Source organism: Streptomyces radicis, from assembly GCF_003626575.1.
Taxonomy (GTDB): Bacteria; Actinomycetota; Actinomycetes; order Streptomycetales; family Streptomycetaceae; genus Streptomyces; species Streptomyces radicis.
Map to the genome: position 1 here is coordinate 1 of NZ_RBDY01000016.1, position 16,798 is coordinate 16,798.

General features: G+C 71.1%; 9 protein-coding genes, 1 tRNA gene and 1 rRNA gene. 10 read left to right on the forward strand and 1 reads right to left on the reverse strand.

The annotated features are described in order from the left end of the window. Positions 1-8: 8 nt before the first annotated feature. Positions 9-125: ribosomal RNA gene (gene rrf, locus D7318_RS19980) — 5S ribosomal RNA — on the forward strand. Positions 126-130: 5 nt separating this feature from the next. Continuing rightward, positions 131-203, forward strand: a tRNA-Thr gene (locus tag D7318_RS19985). Between the two features lie 52 nt (positions 204-255). Here the strand turns inward: D7318_RS19985 and D7318_RS19990 are convergent. After that, entirely contained in the window at positions 256-2,853 is a 2,598-nt protein-coding gene (locus tag D7318_RS19990) for a SpoIIE family protein phosphatase (RefSeq protein ID WP_120698495.1), read from the reverse strand. 235 nt (positions 2,854-3,088) lie between these two features. Between D7318_RS19990 and D7318_RS19995 the strand changes: the two genes are divergently transcribed. The 8 genes from D7318_RS19995 (at position 3,089) to D7318_RS20030 (ending at position 16,790) form a co-directional block, all read left to right on the forward strand. Continuing rightward, positions 3,089-8,662: a HAMP domain-containing protein gene (locus D7318_RS19995; RefSeq protein ID WP_183091522.1), complete on the forward strand. Its 5,574-nt coding sequence runs from the start codon at positions 3,089-3,091 to the stop codon at positions 8,660-8,662. Positions 8,663-9,049: 387 nt separating this feature from the next. Then, positions 9,050-9,724 (forward strand): response regulator, encoded by a 675-nt coding sequence (locus D7318_RS20000; RefSeq protein ID WP_120698496.1) that lies wholly within the window; start codon positions 9,050-9,052, stop codon positions 9,722-9,724. 73 nt (positions 9,725-9,797) lie between these two features. Then, the gene (locus D7318_RS20005; protein WP_120698497.1) at positions 9,798-12,506 is read left to right on the forward strand and encodes a DNA translocase FtsK; all 2,709 of its coding nucleotides are present in this window, start codon (positions 9,798-9,800) and stop codon (positions 12,504-12,506) included. Between the two features lie 121 nt (positions 12,507-12,627). Next, positions 12,628-13,443: a helix-turn-helix domain-containing protein gene (locus tag D7318_RS20010; RefSeq protein ID WP_120698498.1), complete on the forward strand. Its 816-nt coding sequence runs from the start codon at positions 12,628-12,630 to the stop codon at positions 13,441-13,443. Positions 13,444-13,496: 53 nt separating this feature from the next. Further along, positions 13,497-15,071 carry a MiaB/RimO family radical SAM methylthiotransferase gene (locus tag D7318_RS20015; RefSeq protein ID WP_120698499.1) on the forward strand — a complete coding sequence of 525 codons (1,575 nt, stop codon included), beginning with the start codon at positions 13,497-13,499 and terminating at the stop codon, positions 15,069-15,071. Next, positions 15,068-15,709, forward strand: coding sequence for a CDP-diacylglycerol--glycerol-3-phosphate 3-phosphatidyltransferase (gene pgsA / locus D7318_RS20020; RefSeq protein ID WP_120698500.1), 642 nt, complete (start codon positions 15,068-15,070; stop codon positions 15,707-15,709). Before D7318_RS20015 ends, pgsA begins: the two co-directional genes overlap by 4 nt. Continuing rightward, on the forward strand, positions 15,706-16,287 hold the full coding sequence (locus tag D7318_RS20025; protein WP_230423915.1) for a CinA family protein: 582 nt from the start codon (positions 15,706-15,708) through the stop codon (positions 16,285-16,287). Before pgsA ends, D7318_RS20025 begins: the two co-directional genes overlap by 4 nt. 95 nt (positions 16,288-16,382) lie before the next feature. Beyond that, positions 16,383-16,790 (forward strand): helix-turn-helix domain-containing protein, encoded by a 408-nt coding sequence (locus D7318_RS20030; protein WP_120698502.1) that lies wholly within the window; start codon positions 16,383-16,385, stop codon positions 16,788-16,790. Positions 16,791-16,798: the final 8 nt, after the last annotated feature.

Consider the following 16,798-nt stretch of genomic DNA (forward strand, 5'->3'; position numbering starts at 1 on the left):
CGCAGTGTTCCGGTGGTCATGGCGGGAGGGAAACGCCCGGTTACATTCCGAACCCGGAAGCTAAGCCTCCCTGCGCCGATGGTACTGCATGGGGGACCGTGTGGGAGAGTAGGACACCGCCGGACAACCCGCCCCAATAGCTCAGTCGGCAGAGCGTCTCCATGGTAAGGAGAAGGTCAACGGTTCGATTCCGTTTTGGGGCTCAAAGAAAAGGCCCTCGCCTATGGCGAGGGCCTTTTTCATGCGTGCCCGCATTCACTCCGGAATGCGCAGGGTCAGAATCGCCATGTCGTCCGAAGGGGCGTCGGACGCGAAGCGCTCCACCGCGCGCAGCACGCGCGCCGCCACCGCGCCCGCGGTCAGTCCGGTGCACGAGCTGAGCACATCGGCCAGGCCGTCGTCGCCCAACATCCGTGTGCCCTCGCGGCGTTCGGTCACGCCATCCGTGACACACAGCAGCACGTCGCCCGGATTCAGCATCGCCGTCTGCTCGTACAGCTCCAGATCCTCGATCACGCCGAGCAGCGGCTGCGGGCTCGCGGCGGGCGCCACCGTGCCGTCCTTCGTCAGATGCAGCGGCAGCGGGTGTCCCGCGCACACCATCTTCAGCAGCGCCCCGCCCTCCGGCTGCGGCCACAACTCGCCGTACAGCAGCGTCAGGAAGCGGGAGCGGTCGCCCTCCTCCAGGATCGCGGCGTTCAACCGCTCGAGCACCGCGGGGCCGCCGAGGCCCTCACGGGCCAGCAGCCGCAGCGCGTGCCTGGCGAGCCCCGTGACCGCCGCGGCCAGCGGGCCCGTTCCGCACACGTCGCCGATCGCGAAGCCGTACGCGCCCTCCCTGATGGGGAAGACGTCGTAGAAGTCGCCGCCCACCTCGTTGCCCTCACCGGCCGCGCGGTAGATGACCTCGACGTCCACGCCGTCGATGTCCGGCAGCTCGGGAGGCAGCAGGCTGCGCTGCAACGACTGGGAGATCGCCGTGCGTTCGCTGTACAGGCGCGCGTTGTCCAGGGCGAGCGCCGCCCTGCGTGACAGGTCCTCCGCCAGCTCCAGGATGTCCTGGCGGAACCGCTCCTCGGTCGGCTTGCCGAGCGCGAGCAGCCCGATCACCCGGTTCCGCGCGATGAGCGGCAGCACCACCGTCTCGCCGCCGACCGCGGAGGCCGTCGTCAGGCTGGTGCCCGGCGTTCGCGCGCCATGCGGCCGTCCGAGCGCCAGGCTTCTCAACGAGCTGCGCAGCGCCGTGTCATGGGCGGCGTCGGCGGGCGCGGTCCACACGCGCACGCCGAGCGTGATGTCGGGGTCCGGGGGATCGACGCGCTCGAGCAGGGCCTTGATGCCGTCGATGCGCTCCTCGTCCTCGTGGAGGACGTAGGAGAGCACCGGCTCCGAGCCGAACTCGTGGATCGTGTAGACCGCGCACCACGTGGCGAGCGTCGGCACGGTCATCTGCGCCATCAGCGCCAGCGTCTGGTTCCGGTCGAGCGTGCCCGCGAGCAGCTCGGACGCCTCCACAAGGAAGGCGAGCGAGCCACGGCGCAGCCGCTCGAGCTCGGTCAGCCGGGCCGACTCGACGGCCAGCGCGATGCGGTCGGCGGCGAACTGGAGGCGCAGCGCCTCTTCGTTGCTGTACCGGCCCGGGGTCTCCGAGGCGACGCCGAGCGAGCCCGTCAGCCTGCCCTCGACCTTCAGCGGCACCGTCACCACGGCGTGCATGCCCGTGCCCGACAGGAGGGGAACGGCGCCAGGGGCGATGGCCAGGTCCTCGTGCACCGACGGCATGCGGGCCGAGCCGTAACGCCCGCTGCCGGTCTCGACCGGGACGCGCGCGAAGCGCTGGCGGGCCGCGGGCAGCCCCGTCGTGGCGCGGACCTCCAACTCGGTCTCGTCGTCCGTCGCGAGGAGCAGGAACGCGGCGTCGCCGTCGAGCATGTCGCGGGCGCGTTCGACGGTGCGCTGGAGCAGGCCGTCCAGGTCGTCGGGCGGCGGGGAGCCGATCAACGCGTCCAGCGGGTCGCCGGGGCGGTCGTCGCCCGACGCGGTGCCGGGGACGCGGGAGGGGCTCTGGAGGACCGCCCGCTCCTGGTCGCGGACGATGAGGCAGACCGTGGAGGGCTCGCCGTGCGCGTCGCGCACCCGCAGGTGGCAGGCGTAGACGGGGATCGTGCGGCCCTCGCTGTCGCGCAGGCCGTAGCTGCCCTCCCAGCGGGAGAGCGCCAGCGCCTCGGCGATGCCCGTGCCCGTGCCGGGGGTCTGGGGCCAGGCGGCCAGGTCGGCCAGGGGCTTGCCGACGACCTGCTCCGCGGTGTAGCCGAACAGCTCCTTGGCGTCGTCGTTCCACGCCGTGATCGTGTCGGCCCTGTCGACCTGGACGACGGCGACCCGGACGCGGGTGTCGCTCACGGGGAGGGCCTCGTCGGGCAGCACGGGGCCCGCGGCGCGGGTGCCGACGGGGAGCGCCTGCTGGTCGAGGCGGAACCAGACGCTCTTGTCGATGGCGGTGTAGTCCACGCCCCACCGGGAGGCGAGGGCCGCGCACAGCAGGAGGCCGCGGCCGCCCTCGCTGCTGAGGTCGAGCCTGCCGCGGGAGACCTCGGCGAGCGGCAACTCGCGCTCGGGGTGGCGGTCGACGACCTCGATGCGGACGCCCTGCGGGTCGCGCAGGCAGCGGACCTCGGCGGATGTGCCCGCGTGCACCACGGCGTTGGTCACCAACTCGCTGGTCAGGACGACGGCGTCCTCGATCAGGTCGGTGAGGCCCCAGCCCTGGAGAGTGTCCCGCACGAAGCCCCGCGCGGTGGCGACCGAGCGTCCGACCGGCTCGAAGGTGGCCGCAGCTCGCGCGGTGATCACGTCACTCCCCCAAGGGTCTGTCGTTCGGTCCCGGCGCCTCGTCGGCGGCCGAAGGCCAGATTACTGACGTCGTCCGGCTCGGCGGACGGCGCATCCGATGATTTCCCCCCTGACGCGGAAACAGTGGTATGCGATGCTGCCGAACTGTTATCGCCCGGTCTGTTGGGAGTGAAACACTGGAAGGGCTCGATGGGACAGTCAGGGCGGAAGGTCGACCTGCGGGAGGGACACAGTGGTGTCTGACGGAGCAGTTGCGCGTACCGACACGGCCGCGCGATCGAGGAGGCCGAGGAACGGTGGCACGGTGGAAGTCGACGCCGCCGCCCTGAACCGGCTCGTCTCGGCGCTCGAGGCGATGCGGGACGGCAACCTCCGGAAGCGGTTGACCGTGGTGGGCGAGGGCCCGATGGCGGAGGTCGCGGCGCTGTACAACGAGGTCGCGGACCGCAATCTGCACCTCACCAACCAGCTGGCCAGGGTGCGGCGGGTGGTGGGGCGCGAGGGCAAGCTGACCGAGCGCGTCGAGATCGGACTGCTCCAGGGCGCCTGGGCCAAGGCCGTCGACGACGCCAACGAGCTGGTCGACGACCTGGTGCAGCCGGTGGCCGAGGTGGGCCGCGTCGTCACCGCCGTCGCGGACGGCGACCTCGGCCAGCGGATGGACCTGCGCGCGCAGACGGAGAACGGCACGAGCCGCCCGTTGCGCGGGGAGTTCCTGCGGGTGGGCCGGACGGTCAACAGGATGGTCAACCAGCTCTCCGAGTTCACCGTGGAGGTGACGCGGGTCGCGAGCGAGGTCGGGACCGAGGGCAAGCTGGGCGGTCAGGCCAAGGTGCCGGGTGTCTCCGGCTCGTGGAAGGACCTCACCGACTCGGTCAACACGATGGCGTCCCGGCTGACGGCGCAGGTCCGCGACATCTCCACCGTGACCAAGGCGGTGGCCGACGGCGATCTGTCGCGCAAGGTGACCGTGCACGTCGCGGGCGAGATGCTGGAGCTCAAGAACACCGTCAACACGATGGTGGACCAGCTCTCGTCGTTCCAGTCCGAGGTGACCCGGGTGGCGCGCGAGGTGGGCACCGACGGCGTGCTCGGCGGCCAGGCGCGGGTGGACGGGGTGAGCGGGGCCTGGAAGGACCTGACGGCCTCGGTGAACCTCATGGCGGGCAACCTCACGCGTCAGGTGCGGGAGATCTCCGAGGTCACCAGGGCCGTCGCCGACGGAGACCTGTCGCAGAAGATCACGGTGACGGCGCGCGGCGAGATCGCCGGGCTCGCGGACACGTTGAACGCCATGACGGAGCGGCTCTCGTCGTTCGCCGACGAGGTCACCAGGACCGCCATGGAGATCGGCACGGACGGCACCCTGGGCGGACAGGCGCGCGTGCAGGGCGTGGCCGGGGTGTGGAAGGAGCTGACCGACTCGGTCAACACCGCCTTCAGGAACCTGTCGGACCAGGTTCGCGACATCGCGCAGGTGACGACGGCCGTGGCCAACGGCGACCTGTCCAAGAAGGTCACCGTCCGGGTCTCGGGCGAGATGCTCGAGCTGAAGAACACCGTGAACACGATGGTCGACCAGCTGTCGTCGTTCCAGGCTGAGGTCACCCGCGTCGCGCTGGAGATCGGCACGCAGGGCACGTTGGGCGGGCAGGCGTCGGTCAAGGGGCTCGCGGGGGCGTGGAAGGACCTCACCGATTCGGTGAACACGGTCTTCAGGAACCTGTCGGACCAGGTGCGGGACATCGCGGGCGTGACGACCGCGGTGGCGCACGGGGACCTGTCGCAGAAGGTGACCGCGAACGTCTCGGGCGAGATGCTCGAGCTGAAGAACACCGTCAACAGGATGGTCGACCAGCTCTCGTCGTTCGCCGAGGAGGTCACGAGGGTCGCGACCGAGGTCGGGATCGAGGGACGGCTCGGCGGCCAGGCGTCCGTCGACGGCGTCAGCGGGACCTGGAAGGCGCTGACCGACTCCGTCAATCAGATGGCGGGCAATCTCACCGATCAGGTGCGGAACATCGCGCAGGTGACCACCGCCGTGGCCAACGGCGACCTGTCGCGGAAGATCGACGTGGACGCCAGGGGCGAGATCCTGGACCTGAAGAACACCGTGAACACGATGGTGGACCAGCTGTCGTCGTTCGCGAAGCAGGTGACCCGCGTCGCGCGCGAGGTGGGCACCGAGGGGCGGCTCGGCGGCCAGGCGCAGGTGGCGGACGTGGCCGGTGTGTGGCGCGATCTGACCGACTCCGTCAATGACATGGCGTCGAACCTGACCGATCAGGTGCGGAACATCGCGCAGGTCGCCACCGCGGTGGCGCGCGGTGATCTGTCGCAGAAGATCACGGTGGAGGCGCGGGGTGAGTTCCTCGAGCTCAAGGACACCCTCAACCGCATGGTGGACCAGCTGCTCTCCTTCGCCGACCAGGTCACGCGGGTGGCCAGGGAGGTGGGCACCGAGGGTCGCCTCGGCGGCCAGGCCGAGGTGGAGGGCGTCGCGGGGACCTGGAAGGACCTCACCCAGTCCGTCAACGAGATGGCGAACAACCTGACGTCGCAGGTGCGGCAGATCTCGGAGGTCACCGCGGCGGTGGCGACGGGCGACCTCACGCGGAAGATCACCGTCGGCGCCCGCGGCGAGATCCTGGAGCTGGTCACCACGGTGAACACGATGGTGGACCAGCTCTCCTCGTTCGCGGACGAGGTGACCCGGGTCGCGCGCGAGGTGGGCACCGAGGGGCGGCTCGGCGGCCAGGTGGAGGTGCGCGGCGTCGCGGGCACCTGGAAGAACCTGAAGGACAACGTCAACCTGATGGCCCGCAGCCTCACGACCCAGGTGCGGAACATCTCGGAGGTGGCCTCGGCGGTCGCGAACGGCGACCTGTCCCGGAAGGTCACCGCGGAGGCGAGTGGCGAGGTCGCGGAGCTGGCCGACACGGTCAACCGGATGGTGACCACGCTGTCGTCGTTCGCCGCCGAGGTCACGCGCGTGGCGCGCGAGGTGGGGACGGAGGGCCGCCTGGGCGGTCAGGCCAACGTGCCCGGGGTGTCCGGGACATGGCTCGACCTGACCGAGTCGGTGAACTCGATGGCGTCCAACCTCACCCTCCAGGTCCGCAACATCACGACGGTCACCACCGCGATCGCCGCGGGCGACCTGACCAAGAAGATCAACGTCGAGGCGCGCGGGGAGATCCAGCAGCTCACCGAGACGCTCAACACGATGGTCGACCAGCTGTCGCTCTTCGCCGAGCAGGTGACGAAGGTGGCCCGCGAGGTGGGGATCGAGGGGCAGTTGGGCGGGCAGGCGCGGGTGCCCGGTGTGGCCGGGACGTGGAAGGATCTGACGGAGTCGGTCAATGAGATGGCCGGGAACCTGACGCAGCAGGTGCGCGGGATCGCCCGGGTGGCGACGTTCGTGACCAGGGGTGACCACAACGTCAGCATCAGCGCCGACGCCGCGGGCGAGATCCTGGTCGTCCAGGAGAGCGTCAACGCGATGATCAGGAACCTTCGCGAGGCCACGCAGGTCAACAAGGAGCAGGACTGGCTCAAGGGCAACCTGGCCCGCATCTCGGCCATGATGCAGGGCCGCCGCGACCTGAAGGACGTCGCGACGCTGATCATGAGCGAGCTGTGCCCGGCCGTCGCGGCGCAGCACGGCGGGTTCTACCTCTCGGTGCCGGTGGACGGCGAGGAGGAGGACCTGGTCGCGGGGGCGGGCGAGGACGACGCGTACGAGCTGCGGATGATCGCGGCCTACGGGTACGCGCCCGACGCGCAGGCGCTGTCGTTCCGGCCCGGCGAGGGGCTGATCGGCACGGCGGCGGGTGAGCGGCGGATCATGCAGTTCGGGCCGACGCCCGAGGGCTATCTGCGGATCTCCTCGGGGCTGGGGCAGGCGCCGCCGGTGACGGTGATCATCCTGCCGGTGCTCTTCGAGGACCGGGTGCTCGGCGTGCTCGAGCTGGCGTCGTTCAAGCCGTTCACCCAGATCGAGCGCGACTTCCTCGCGCAGATGGCCGAGATGATCGCGACGAGCGTCAACACGATCAGCGTCAACACCAGGACGGGCATGCTGCTGACGCAGTCGCAGCAGCTCGCCGAGCAGCTGCGGGCGCAGACGGCCGAGTTGGAGCGGCAGCAGAAGGCGCTAGAGGAGTCCAACGCCGAGCTGAAGGACAAGGCGGACCTGCTCGCCAAGACGAACCACAACATCGAGCTGAAGAACTCCGAGATCGAGGAGGCCAGGCGCGGCCTCCAGGAGCGCGCGGAGCAGCTCGCCGTCTCGATGCGGTACAAGTCGGAGTTCCTGGCGAACATGTCGCACGAGCTGCGCACCCCGCTGAACTCCCTGCTGATCCTGGCCAAGCTGCTCGCGGACAACGCCGAGGGCAATCTCTCGCCGAAGCAGGTGGAGTTCGCGGAGACGATCCACGGCGCGGGCTCGGACCTGTTGCAGCTGATCAACGACATCCTGGACCTGTCGAAGGTCGAGGCGGGCAAGATGGACGTCAGCCCGGCGCGCATCGCGCTGGTGCAGCTGGTGGACTACATCGAGGCGTCGTTCCGGCCGCTGACCGCGGAGAAGAACCTGGAGTTCTCCGTGCGGGTCTCGCCCGAGCTGCCAGCGACGCTGCACACGGACGAGCAGCGGCTGCTCCAGGTGCTGCGCAACCTGCTGTCGAACGCGGTCAAGTTCACGGACACGGGCTCGGTCGAGCTGGTGATCAGGCCGGCGGGCGGCGAGGTGCCCCACGACATCCGCGAGCAGATGCTGGAGAGCGGGTCGGTGCTGACGGCCGACGCGCCGCTGGTGGCGTTCGCCGTCTCGGACACCGGGATCGGGATCGCCGCGGGCAAGATGCGGGTGATCTTCGAGGCGTTCAAGCAGGCGGACGGCACCACGAGCCGGAAGTACGGCGGGACGGGCCTCGGCCTTTCGATCAGCCGGGAGATCGCGCGGCTGCTCGGCGGTGAGATCCACGCGGCGAGCGAGCCGGGCCGGGGGTCCACGTTCACGCTGTACCTGCCGCTCCAGCCGACCGAGCTGCCGCCGCCCGGTTATGGGCAGTTGGCGAGCGGGACGCTCAGCTCCGAGGCGGCGTCGGCGGCCGAGCCCGCGCGGGTCGAGGCGGCGGCCGAGCCGAAGGCGATCGAGGCGGGCGGGACGGGCGGCGCGGCCGGGGAGGCCGGGGAGGCCGGGCCTGTCGAGGCGGCCGCGGGCACGGACGCGCAGCACCGGCAGGAGCGCCAGGGCCGGGAGGCGACCATCGCCGCGGAGCGGGCAGCGGAGTCGCTCACCAAGCGGCACCGGGAGCGTTTCATGGAGAACGGCCACGCCAAGGAGCGCGACCCCGAGCCCGCCGTGAGGGCGGGGGCGCGGGCCACGGAGGCCGCGCGCAGGCGGGCGTTCCGGGACTTCAGGGGCCGTAAGGTGCTGATCGTCGACGACGACGTGCGCAATGTGTTCGCGCTGACCAGCGTGCTCGAACAGCACGGCCTGCGCGTCCTCTACGCCGAGAACGGGCGGGAGGGCATCGAGGTGCTCGAGTCCAACGAGGACGTGGCGCTCGTGCTGATGGACATCATGATGCCGGAGATGGACGGCTATTCGACGACGGCCGCGATCCGGCGGATGCCGCAGTTCGCCGGGCTGCCGATCATCGCGCTCACCGCGAAGGCGATGAAGGGCGACCGGGAGAAGAGCATCGAGTCGGGGGCCTCCGACTATGTGACCAAGCCGGTGGACACCGACAACCTGCTCACGGTGATGGGCCAGTGGATGGAGAGCGGTGGCGCGTGATCTTCCCTACCCTCCCCGCCCACGCGGAACTTTCGAGGTGGAGAGGTCGTTCTGGCAATGTGTGCAGCGGAGTTCGCCGGGATCGGGGTGCGTGGTATCGTGACGCAGCGCGATGCGTTGATCACCGGACGCCTCGTGCTGCTGATCGCAGGGTGATCGGACAGGACGTTTTCTGGTGTAGCGGGGGCCGGGCCGGAGATCTTCCGGCGTCTCGCGACCGGGCGAGAGCCCATCGGATGCCACCACGTGGCAGCGTGGGGTGTACCAGGCTCGCTGGCAATGGTGCCGGGGAGGATGTCAACATGTCCGGCACAGGACCGGACGGCGTGAGGGTGCCGTCCACAACGGCGGCGCCACGCCGCGCCGCAGGGGCAAGGAGGACGGGCCATGGTGCAGAAGGCCAAGATCCTCCTGGTCGATGACCGACCCGAGAATCTGCTGGCGCTTGAGGCGATTCTCTCGGCGCTGGATCAGACGCTGGTCCGGGCATCGTCAGGGGAGGAAGCGCTCAAGGCGCTGCTCACGGAGGACTTCGCGGTCATCCTGCTCGACGTTCAGATGCCGGGCATGGACGGCTTCGAGACGGCCGCTCACATCAAACGGCGTGAGCGGACGCGCGACATCCCCATCATCTTCCTGACCGCGATCAACCACGGCCCCCACCACACGTTCCGGGGCTATGCCGCGGGCGCGGTCGACTACATCTCCAAGCCGTTCGACCCGTGGGTGCTGCGGGCGAAGGTGTCGGTCTTCGTCGACCTCCACATGAAGAACATGCAACTGCGCGAGCAGGCCCTGCTGTTGCGCCGCGAGCTCGAGGGCGGGCAGCCGGGCGACGGCGACAGGACGGCGGGCGGCCTGCTGCCCGAGCTGTCCGCGCGCCTCGCCGCGGTCGAGGAGCAGGCCGAGGTGCTGACCAAGGAGCTCTCCGAGTCGGGAGCGGGCACGGCCGTGTCCACGGCCGCCCATCTCGAACGGAAACTGTCCGGTCTGCGCAGGGCACTTGACGCGCTCCAGCCGGGCGCGGTCGAGCGGGACACCGTGGAGTCACAGCCCGGTTGACGGGTGGGCGGGCCGCGGCGGGAGCGGGACGCGGTCCGTGCCCCGGGCGTTCCCGCCCGGTAATCTCGCCTCCATGGCCTCAGGTACGCCCGGCAAGGGTTCCCAGGGCGCGCGCGCCGGGCGCGGCGGTGGCGGGGGAGCGAAGAAGGCGCCCGCCAAGAAGGCGGCCGCGAAGAAGCCCCCGGCGAAGAAGGCCGCGGCCAGGAAGCCGGCGCCGCCACCCAACAAGCCCGCGCCGCGTCTCGCGTTCCGCGCGGTCCGCGCGCTGTGGATGGGACTGGCCCACCCGGTGGGCGCGTTGCTGCGCGGCATAGGGAGCAGCGCCAAGGCGCTCGACCCGGCGCATCGCAAGGACGGGCTCGCGCTCCTGCTGCTCGGCCTCGCCCTGATCACCGCGGCGGGCACGTGGTCCAATCTCCAGGGCCCGGTCGGCGAGCTCGTCACCATGCTGGTCACCGGCGCGCTGGGCCGCCTCGACCTGATCTTCCCGTTGATCCTCGGCTTTCTCGCGGTGCGGCTGATCCGGCACCCGGAGAAGCAGGAGGCCAACGGCCGCATCGTCATCGGCCTCAGCGCCCTCCTGGTGGGCGTGCTCGGCCTGGTGCACGTCTTCACGGGCGCCCCGGGGCGCGGCGAGGGCGCGCAGGCGCTGCGCGACACCGGGGGGCACCTGGGGTGGGCGGCGTCCCGGCCGCTGATCCTGGCGGTCGGCGAGCCGCTCGCGGTGGCGCTGCTGACCCTGCTGACCGTCTTCGGGCTGCTCGTGGTGACGGCGACGCCGGTGAACACCATTCCGCGGCGGCTGCGCCAGGGCGCGATCCGGCTCGGGCTGCTGGCCGGGAACGGTCCCGGCACCGAGACCGAGATCCTGGTCGAGCGATACCGCGACGACGACCCGGACTGGCCGCTGTCCTCGCCGCCCGACCTGGCGGAGCGCGAGGCGCTCGAGGAACGCCGCCGCGCCGCGCCGCGCAAGGCCGCGGGCCGGGGGCGCCGCGCCCGGGGGAGCGACCCGATCGACGTGGCGGCGGAGGCCGCCGAGGCGCTGGACGGGGCCGTGCGGCACGGGGTGCGGCCCTCGCCGCTCGTCGCCGACCTCAGCAGCCGTGTGACCGCGGGGGGCCGTGTCGAGAAGCTCGCCGACCCGGTGGGCGCCGCGGGCGCCGCCGAGCCCGTGGAGGCCGGGCCCGCCGCCTCCGACCCGGGCGCGTCGGGCGCCGGGTCGGCCGTTCCCGACCTGACCAAGAGCGCGCCGGAGCCGTCGGAGCCGCTGCCGCCGCGCGCCGAGCAGTTGCAGCTGTCGGGCGACATCACCTACGCCCTGCCCTCGCTCGACCTGCTGCGCCGCGGCGGCCCGGGAAAGTCCAGGAGCGCCGCCAACGACGCGGTGGTCGACTCGTTGACCAACGTCTTCACGGAGTTCAAGGTGGACGCCCGGGTCACCGGCTTCACCAGGGGCCCGACGGTGACGCGTTACGAGGTGGAGCTCGGCCCCGCGGTCAAGGTGGAGAAGATCACCGCGCTCACCAAGAACATCGCCTACGCCGTGGCGAGTCCCGACGTCCGCATCATCAGCCCCATCCCAGGCAAGTCGGCCGTCGGCATCGAGATCCCCAACAGCGACCGCGAGATGGTCAACCTCGGGGACGTGCTGCGCCTGGCCGACGCGGTGGGCGACGAACACCCGCTCGTGGTGGGCCTCGGCAAGGACGTCGAGGGCGGCTATGTCACCGCGAACCTCGCGCGCATGCCGCACATGCTGGTCGCCGGCGCCACCGGATCCGGCAAGTCGTCGTGCGTCAACTGCCTGATCACCTCGGTGATGATCAGGTCGACACCCGAGGACGTGCGCCTGGTGCTGATCGACCCCAAGCGGGTCGAGCTCACGGCCTACGAGGGCATCCCGCACCTGATCACGCCCATCATCACCAACCCCAAGCGGGCCGCCGAGGCGCTCCAGTGGGTGGTGCGCGAGATGGATCTGCGCTACGACGACCTGGCGGCGTACGGGTACCGGCACATCGACGACTTCAACGCCGCCGTCCGCTCGGGCAAGGCGACCCCGCCGGCGGGCAGCGAGCGCGACCTGGCGCCGTATCCGTATCTGCTGGTGATCGTCGACGAGCTGGCCGACCTCATGATGGTCGCCCCGCGGGACGTGGAGGACGCGATCGTCCGGATCACGCAGCTGGCGCGCGCCGCCGGGATCCATCTGGTACTGGCCACCCAGCGGCCGAGCGTGGACGTGGTGACAGGCCTGATCAAGGCGAACGTGCCCTCGCGCCTCGCGTTCGCCACGTCCTCGCTCGCCGACAGCCGCGTCATCCTCGACCAGCAGGGCGCCGAGAAGCTGATCGGCAAGGGCGACGGGCTTTTCCTGCCGATGGGGGCGAACAAGCCCACGCGCATGCAGGGCGCCTTTGTCACCGAGGAGGAGGTGGCGGCCGTCGTCCAGCACTGCAAGGACCAGATGGCGCCCGTTTTCCGCGATGACGTCACCGTCTCGTCGGGGAAGAAGAAGGAGATCGACGAGGAGATCGGCGACGACCTGGATCTGCTGTGCCAGGCAGCCGAGCTTGTGGTCTCCACGCAGTTCGGATCGACCTCCATGCTCCAGCGCAAGCTGCGGGTCGGCTTCGCCAAGGCGGGGCGGCTGATGGACCTCATGGAGTCCCGCGGGGTGGTGGGGCCGAGCGAGGGCTCCAAGGCCCGCGACGTGCTGGTCAAGCCCGACGAACTCGATGGCGTGCTCGCGGTGATCCGGGGGGAGACTCCCTTCTAGACCCCAGGGGAATCGGCCATCCTGATGGCGTATAAAGCCGTCGGCCCGGTTGCTCGTTCCTTTCGCAGCCCCCCTAGACTGATAAGCACAGCACGTGGCTCCACGCTCGAAAGGCGCCCCCGTGTCCAACGGCAACTCTTCCGCCAAGGACCGGCTTTCCGTCGGTCGAATCCTCCAGCAGGCGCGCATCGATGCAAAGCTGACCGTGGATGAGGTCAGTTCGTCCACACGTGTGCGCATTCCGATCGTGCAGGCCATCGAGCAGGACGACTTCTCGCGCTGCGGTGGGGACGTCTATGCCCGCGGCCACATCCGTACGCTCGCCCGTGCCGTGGGGGCGGACGCGGGTGAGCTGATCGAGCTGTTCAACGAGCAACAGGGCTCCGCCCCGCCCCTCCTCTCGTCCGGACCTCTGTTCGAGGCCGAGCGGATCCGGCCCGAGCCGCGCCGCCCGAACTGGACGGCCGCCATGGTGGCCGCGATCGTCGTGGTGATCGGGTTCGTCGGCTTCACCTTTTTCAGTGGTGGCGAGGGCGAGGACCCCGGTGCGGTCGCCGAGGGCTCCGAGTCCCCGAGCCCCAGCGCGGGCCAGCGGACGGAGACGCCGGAGCAGACCGAGGAGCCCGAGGAGCCCGCCCCCGAGCCGTCCGAGAGCGCGGTGGCCGCCCCGCCCGCCGACGAGGTCACCGTCGTGGCCACGGCCGAGGGCGGATCCAGCTGGATCTCCGCCAAGGACGCCAACGGGGGCCTGATCTTCCAGGGCGTGCTCCAGGAGGGCCAGTCCGAGACGTTCAGCGACGACGACCAGATCGACCTCATCCTGGGCAACGCGGGCGCCGTGCGGCTCCATGTCAACGGAAGTGAGATCGAGGACGTCTTCGAGATGGGTCAGGTGGAGCGCCTGAGCTACACCCGGGGAGACCCGAGCGAGGGCTGATCACCGTCCGTCCCGGGGCGGGCGGTCGCCCCGGGACGAAGTAGGGTGAGGCCATGTCCGAACGCCGTACCGTTGCTCTGGTCACCCTTGGTTGCGCCCGTAATGAGGTGGATTCCGAAGAGCTGGCGGGGCGGCTGGCCGCGGATGGCTGGGACTTGGTGGAGGACGCGGCCGACGCGGAGGTCGCCGTCGTCAACACGTGCGGCTTCGTCGACGCCGCGAAGAAGGATTCGGTCGACGCGCTGTTGGAGGCGGGGGAGCTCAAGTCGGCGGCCGCCGACGGCGGCAGCGGGCCGACGAGGGCGGTCGTGGCCGTCGGCTGCATGGCCGAGCGGTACGGCAAGGAGCTGGCCGACGCCCTGCCCGAGGCGGACGCGGTGCTCGGCTTCGACGACTACGCCGACATCTCCACGCGCCTGCGCACGATCCTCGCCGGTGGCGTGCACGCCTCCCACATACCGCGCGACCGGCGCAAGCTGCTGCCCATCAGCCCCGCCGAACGGCAGGCCGCCGAGCCCGCGGTGGCGCTGCCGGGGCACGGCGCGATCGCCGATCTGCCCGCCGGGGTCGCCCCCGCGTCGGGGCCGCGCGCGCCCCTGCGCCGCAGACTGGGCGGGGGCCCGGTGGCCTCGGTCAAGCTGGCCTCGGGCTGCGACCGGCGCTGCACGTTCTGCGCGATCCCGTCGTTCCGGGGCTCGTTCATCTCGCGCCGCCCCTCCGACGTGCTCGGCGAGGCCCGTTGGCTTGCGGAGCAGGGCGTCAAGGAGATCATGCTCGTCTCCGAGAACAACACCTCGTACGGCAAGGACCTCGGCGACATCAGGCTGCTCGAGACCCTCCTCGCCGAACTGGCCGCCGTGGACGGTCTGGAGCGCATCCGCGTGAGCTATCTCCAGCCCGCCGAGATGCGCCCCGGGCTGATCGACGTGCTCACCGGGACGGACAAGGTCGCGCCGTACTTCGACCTCTCCTTCCAGCACTCGGCGCCCGGAGTCCTGCGCGCCATGCGGCGCTTCGGCGACACCCGCCGCTTCCTCGACCTGCTCGAGAGCATCAGGGCCGACGCGCCCCTGGCCGGGGTGCGGTCCAACTTCATCGTGGGCTTCCCCGGCGAGACGGCGGACGACCTGGCCGAGCTGGAGGGCTTCCTCGCCGAGGCGCGGCTCGACGCCATCGGCGTGTTCGGGTACTCGGACGAGGACGGCACCGAGGCCGCCGGGTACGAGGGGAAGCACGATCCCGAGGAGATCGCCGCGCGGCTCGACCGCGTCTCCCGACTGGCCGACGAGCTGATCGCGCAGCGCGCCGAGGAGCGGATCGGCGAACGGGCCCGCGTGCTCGTCGAGTCGCTCGGCGAGGACGACACGGGCGAGGACGGCGACGTCGACGGAGACGGTGACGGCGGCGGTTTCGGCGAGGTGATCGCCGTCGGGCGCGGCGAGCACCAGGCGCCCGAGACCGACGGCCACATCCTGCTCACCGCGCCGCGCGGCGCCGCGGGGGAGCGCGATCAACGGCCGCGCGTGGGCGATTTCGTCGAGGCCGAGATCGTCGCCGCCCGGGGCGTGGACCTGATCGCCGTGCCGCGCCGCGTCCCCGTTCCCGGGCCCCGCGGGGACGGAAGATGACGGATACGCCGGCACCGGCCGACGAGGTCGGACCGCGCGCGCATCCGCGGCGGGCCCCCGCCTTGTGGAACATCGCCAACGTCCTGACGATGGTGCGGCTGCTGCTCGTCCCGGGGTTCGTGCTGCTGATGTTCGCCGAGGGGGGCCACGACCCGGCGTGGCGGTCGGTCGCGTGGGCGGCGTTCACCGTGGCCATGATCACCGACCTGTTCGACGGGGAGCTGGCCAGGCGCCACAACCTGGTCACCGACTTCGGCAAGATCGCCGACCCCATCGCCGACAAGGCGATCATGGGGGCCGCGCTCATCTGCCTGTCGGCCCTCTCCGACCTGCCATGGTGGGTCACCGTCGTCATCCTGGTCAGGGAGCTCGGCATCACCGTGCTGCGGTTCTGGGTGATCCGCCACGGGGTCATCCCGGCCAGCCGCGGCGGCAAGGCGAAGACGCTCACCCAGGGCGTCGCCGTCGGCATGTACATCCTGGCCCTCACAGGGCCGCTGGCGACGCTGCGCTGGTGGGTGATGGCCGTCGCGGTGGTGCTCACCGTGGCGACCGGGCTCGACTATGTGCGCCAGGCCGTGGTGCTGCGCAGGGCGGGCCTCGCCAGGGAAGCGGACCGCGGAGAGGGCAGCCGGTGAGCGGTCGAGGAGCGCGGGACGAGCCGCCGCTCGCCCGCCAGGTGCTCGGGCTGCTCGCCGGGCGCGGGCAGACGCTCGCCGTCGCCGAGTCGCTCACCGGAGGCCTGCTCGCGGCCGAGCTGACCGGCGTTCCCGGCGCCTCGCGGGCGTTCCTCGGCTCGGTCACGGCCTACGCGACGGAGGCGAAACGAGACGTTCTCGGCGTGGACGCCGATGTGCTGGCCGAGCGCGGCCCGGTGGACGCCGAGGTCGCGAGGCAGCTGGCGCTCGGCGTGTGTGACCTGCTGAAAGCCGACTGGGGCGTGGCCACGACCGGGGTCGCCGGCCCCGAGACCCAGGACGGGAAGCCGGTGGGCACGGTCCATGTGGCGGTTTCGGGCCCGGTCACGGGGGGAGTCGTGGCTCAGCGGTTGAATCTGCGCGGCGACCGGGCGGCGATCCGGGCGAGCAGCGTCAGGGCGGCGCTGACCCTGCTGCGGAACGAGCTGATCCTCGCCCGGGAGGAGCGAGATCCTCAGGGCGCCGGGGCGGGACAGGATACGGAACAGAACGGAGAGGATGGATGTTTGCAGCCCTGAGTGAACAAGACATCGCTCCCCGCCCCGTTGGAGTCCGAGGCGGTACGGTGGGGCATGAAGCAAGCGAGGCCAACGGTCCGAGGAGGGAGCCACCGATGATCCTGCTCCGTCGCCTGCTGGGTGACGTGCTGCGTCGGCAGCGCCAACGTCAGGGCCGCACCCTGCGCGAGGTGTCCTCCTCGGCCCGGGTCTCCCTCGGATATCTCTCCGAGGTGGAGCGCGGTCAGAAGGAAGCCTCTTCCGAGCTGCTTTCCGCCATCTGCGACGCGCTTGATCTGCGGATGTCCGAGCTGCTCAGGGAGGTCAGCGACGAGCTGGCCCTCGCCGAGCTGGCCCAGTCCGCCGCGAGCGACGCGGTGCCGTCCCTGGGGGTCCCCCCTGGGCGGGGCCTGGGGGAGCGTCCCATGCTCAATCCGGTGCGGGTGACATCCGTCACTCACCGGCCGGAGGAGCACGTCACGATCAAGGCACAGAGCGAAGCCGTCGACGTCGTCGCGGCCTGATTCCGCGC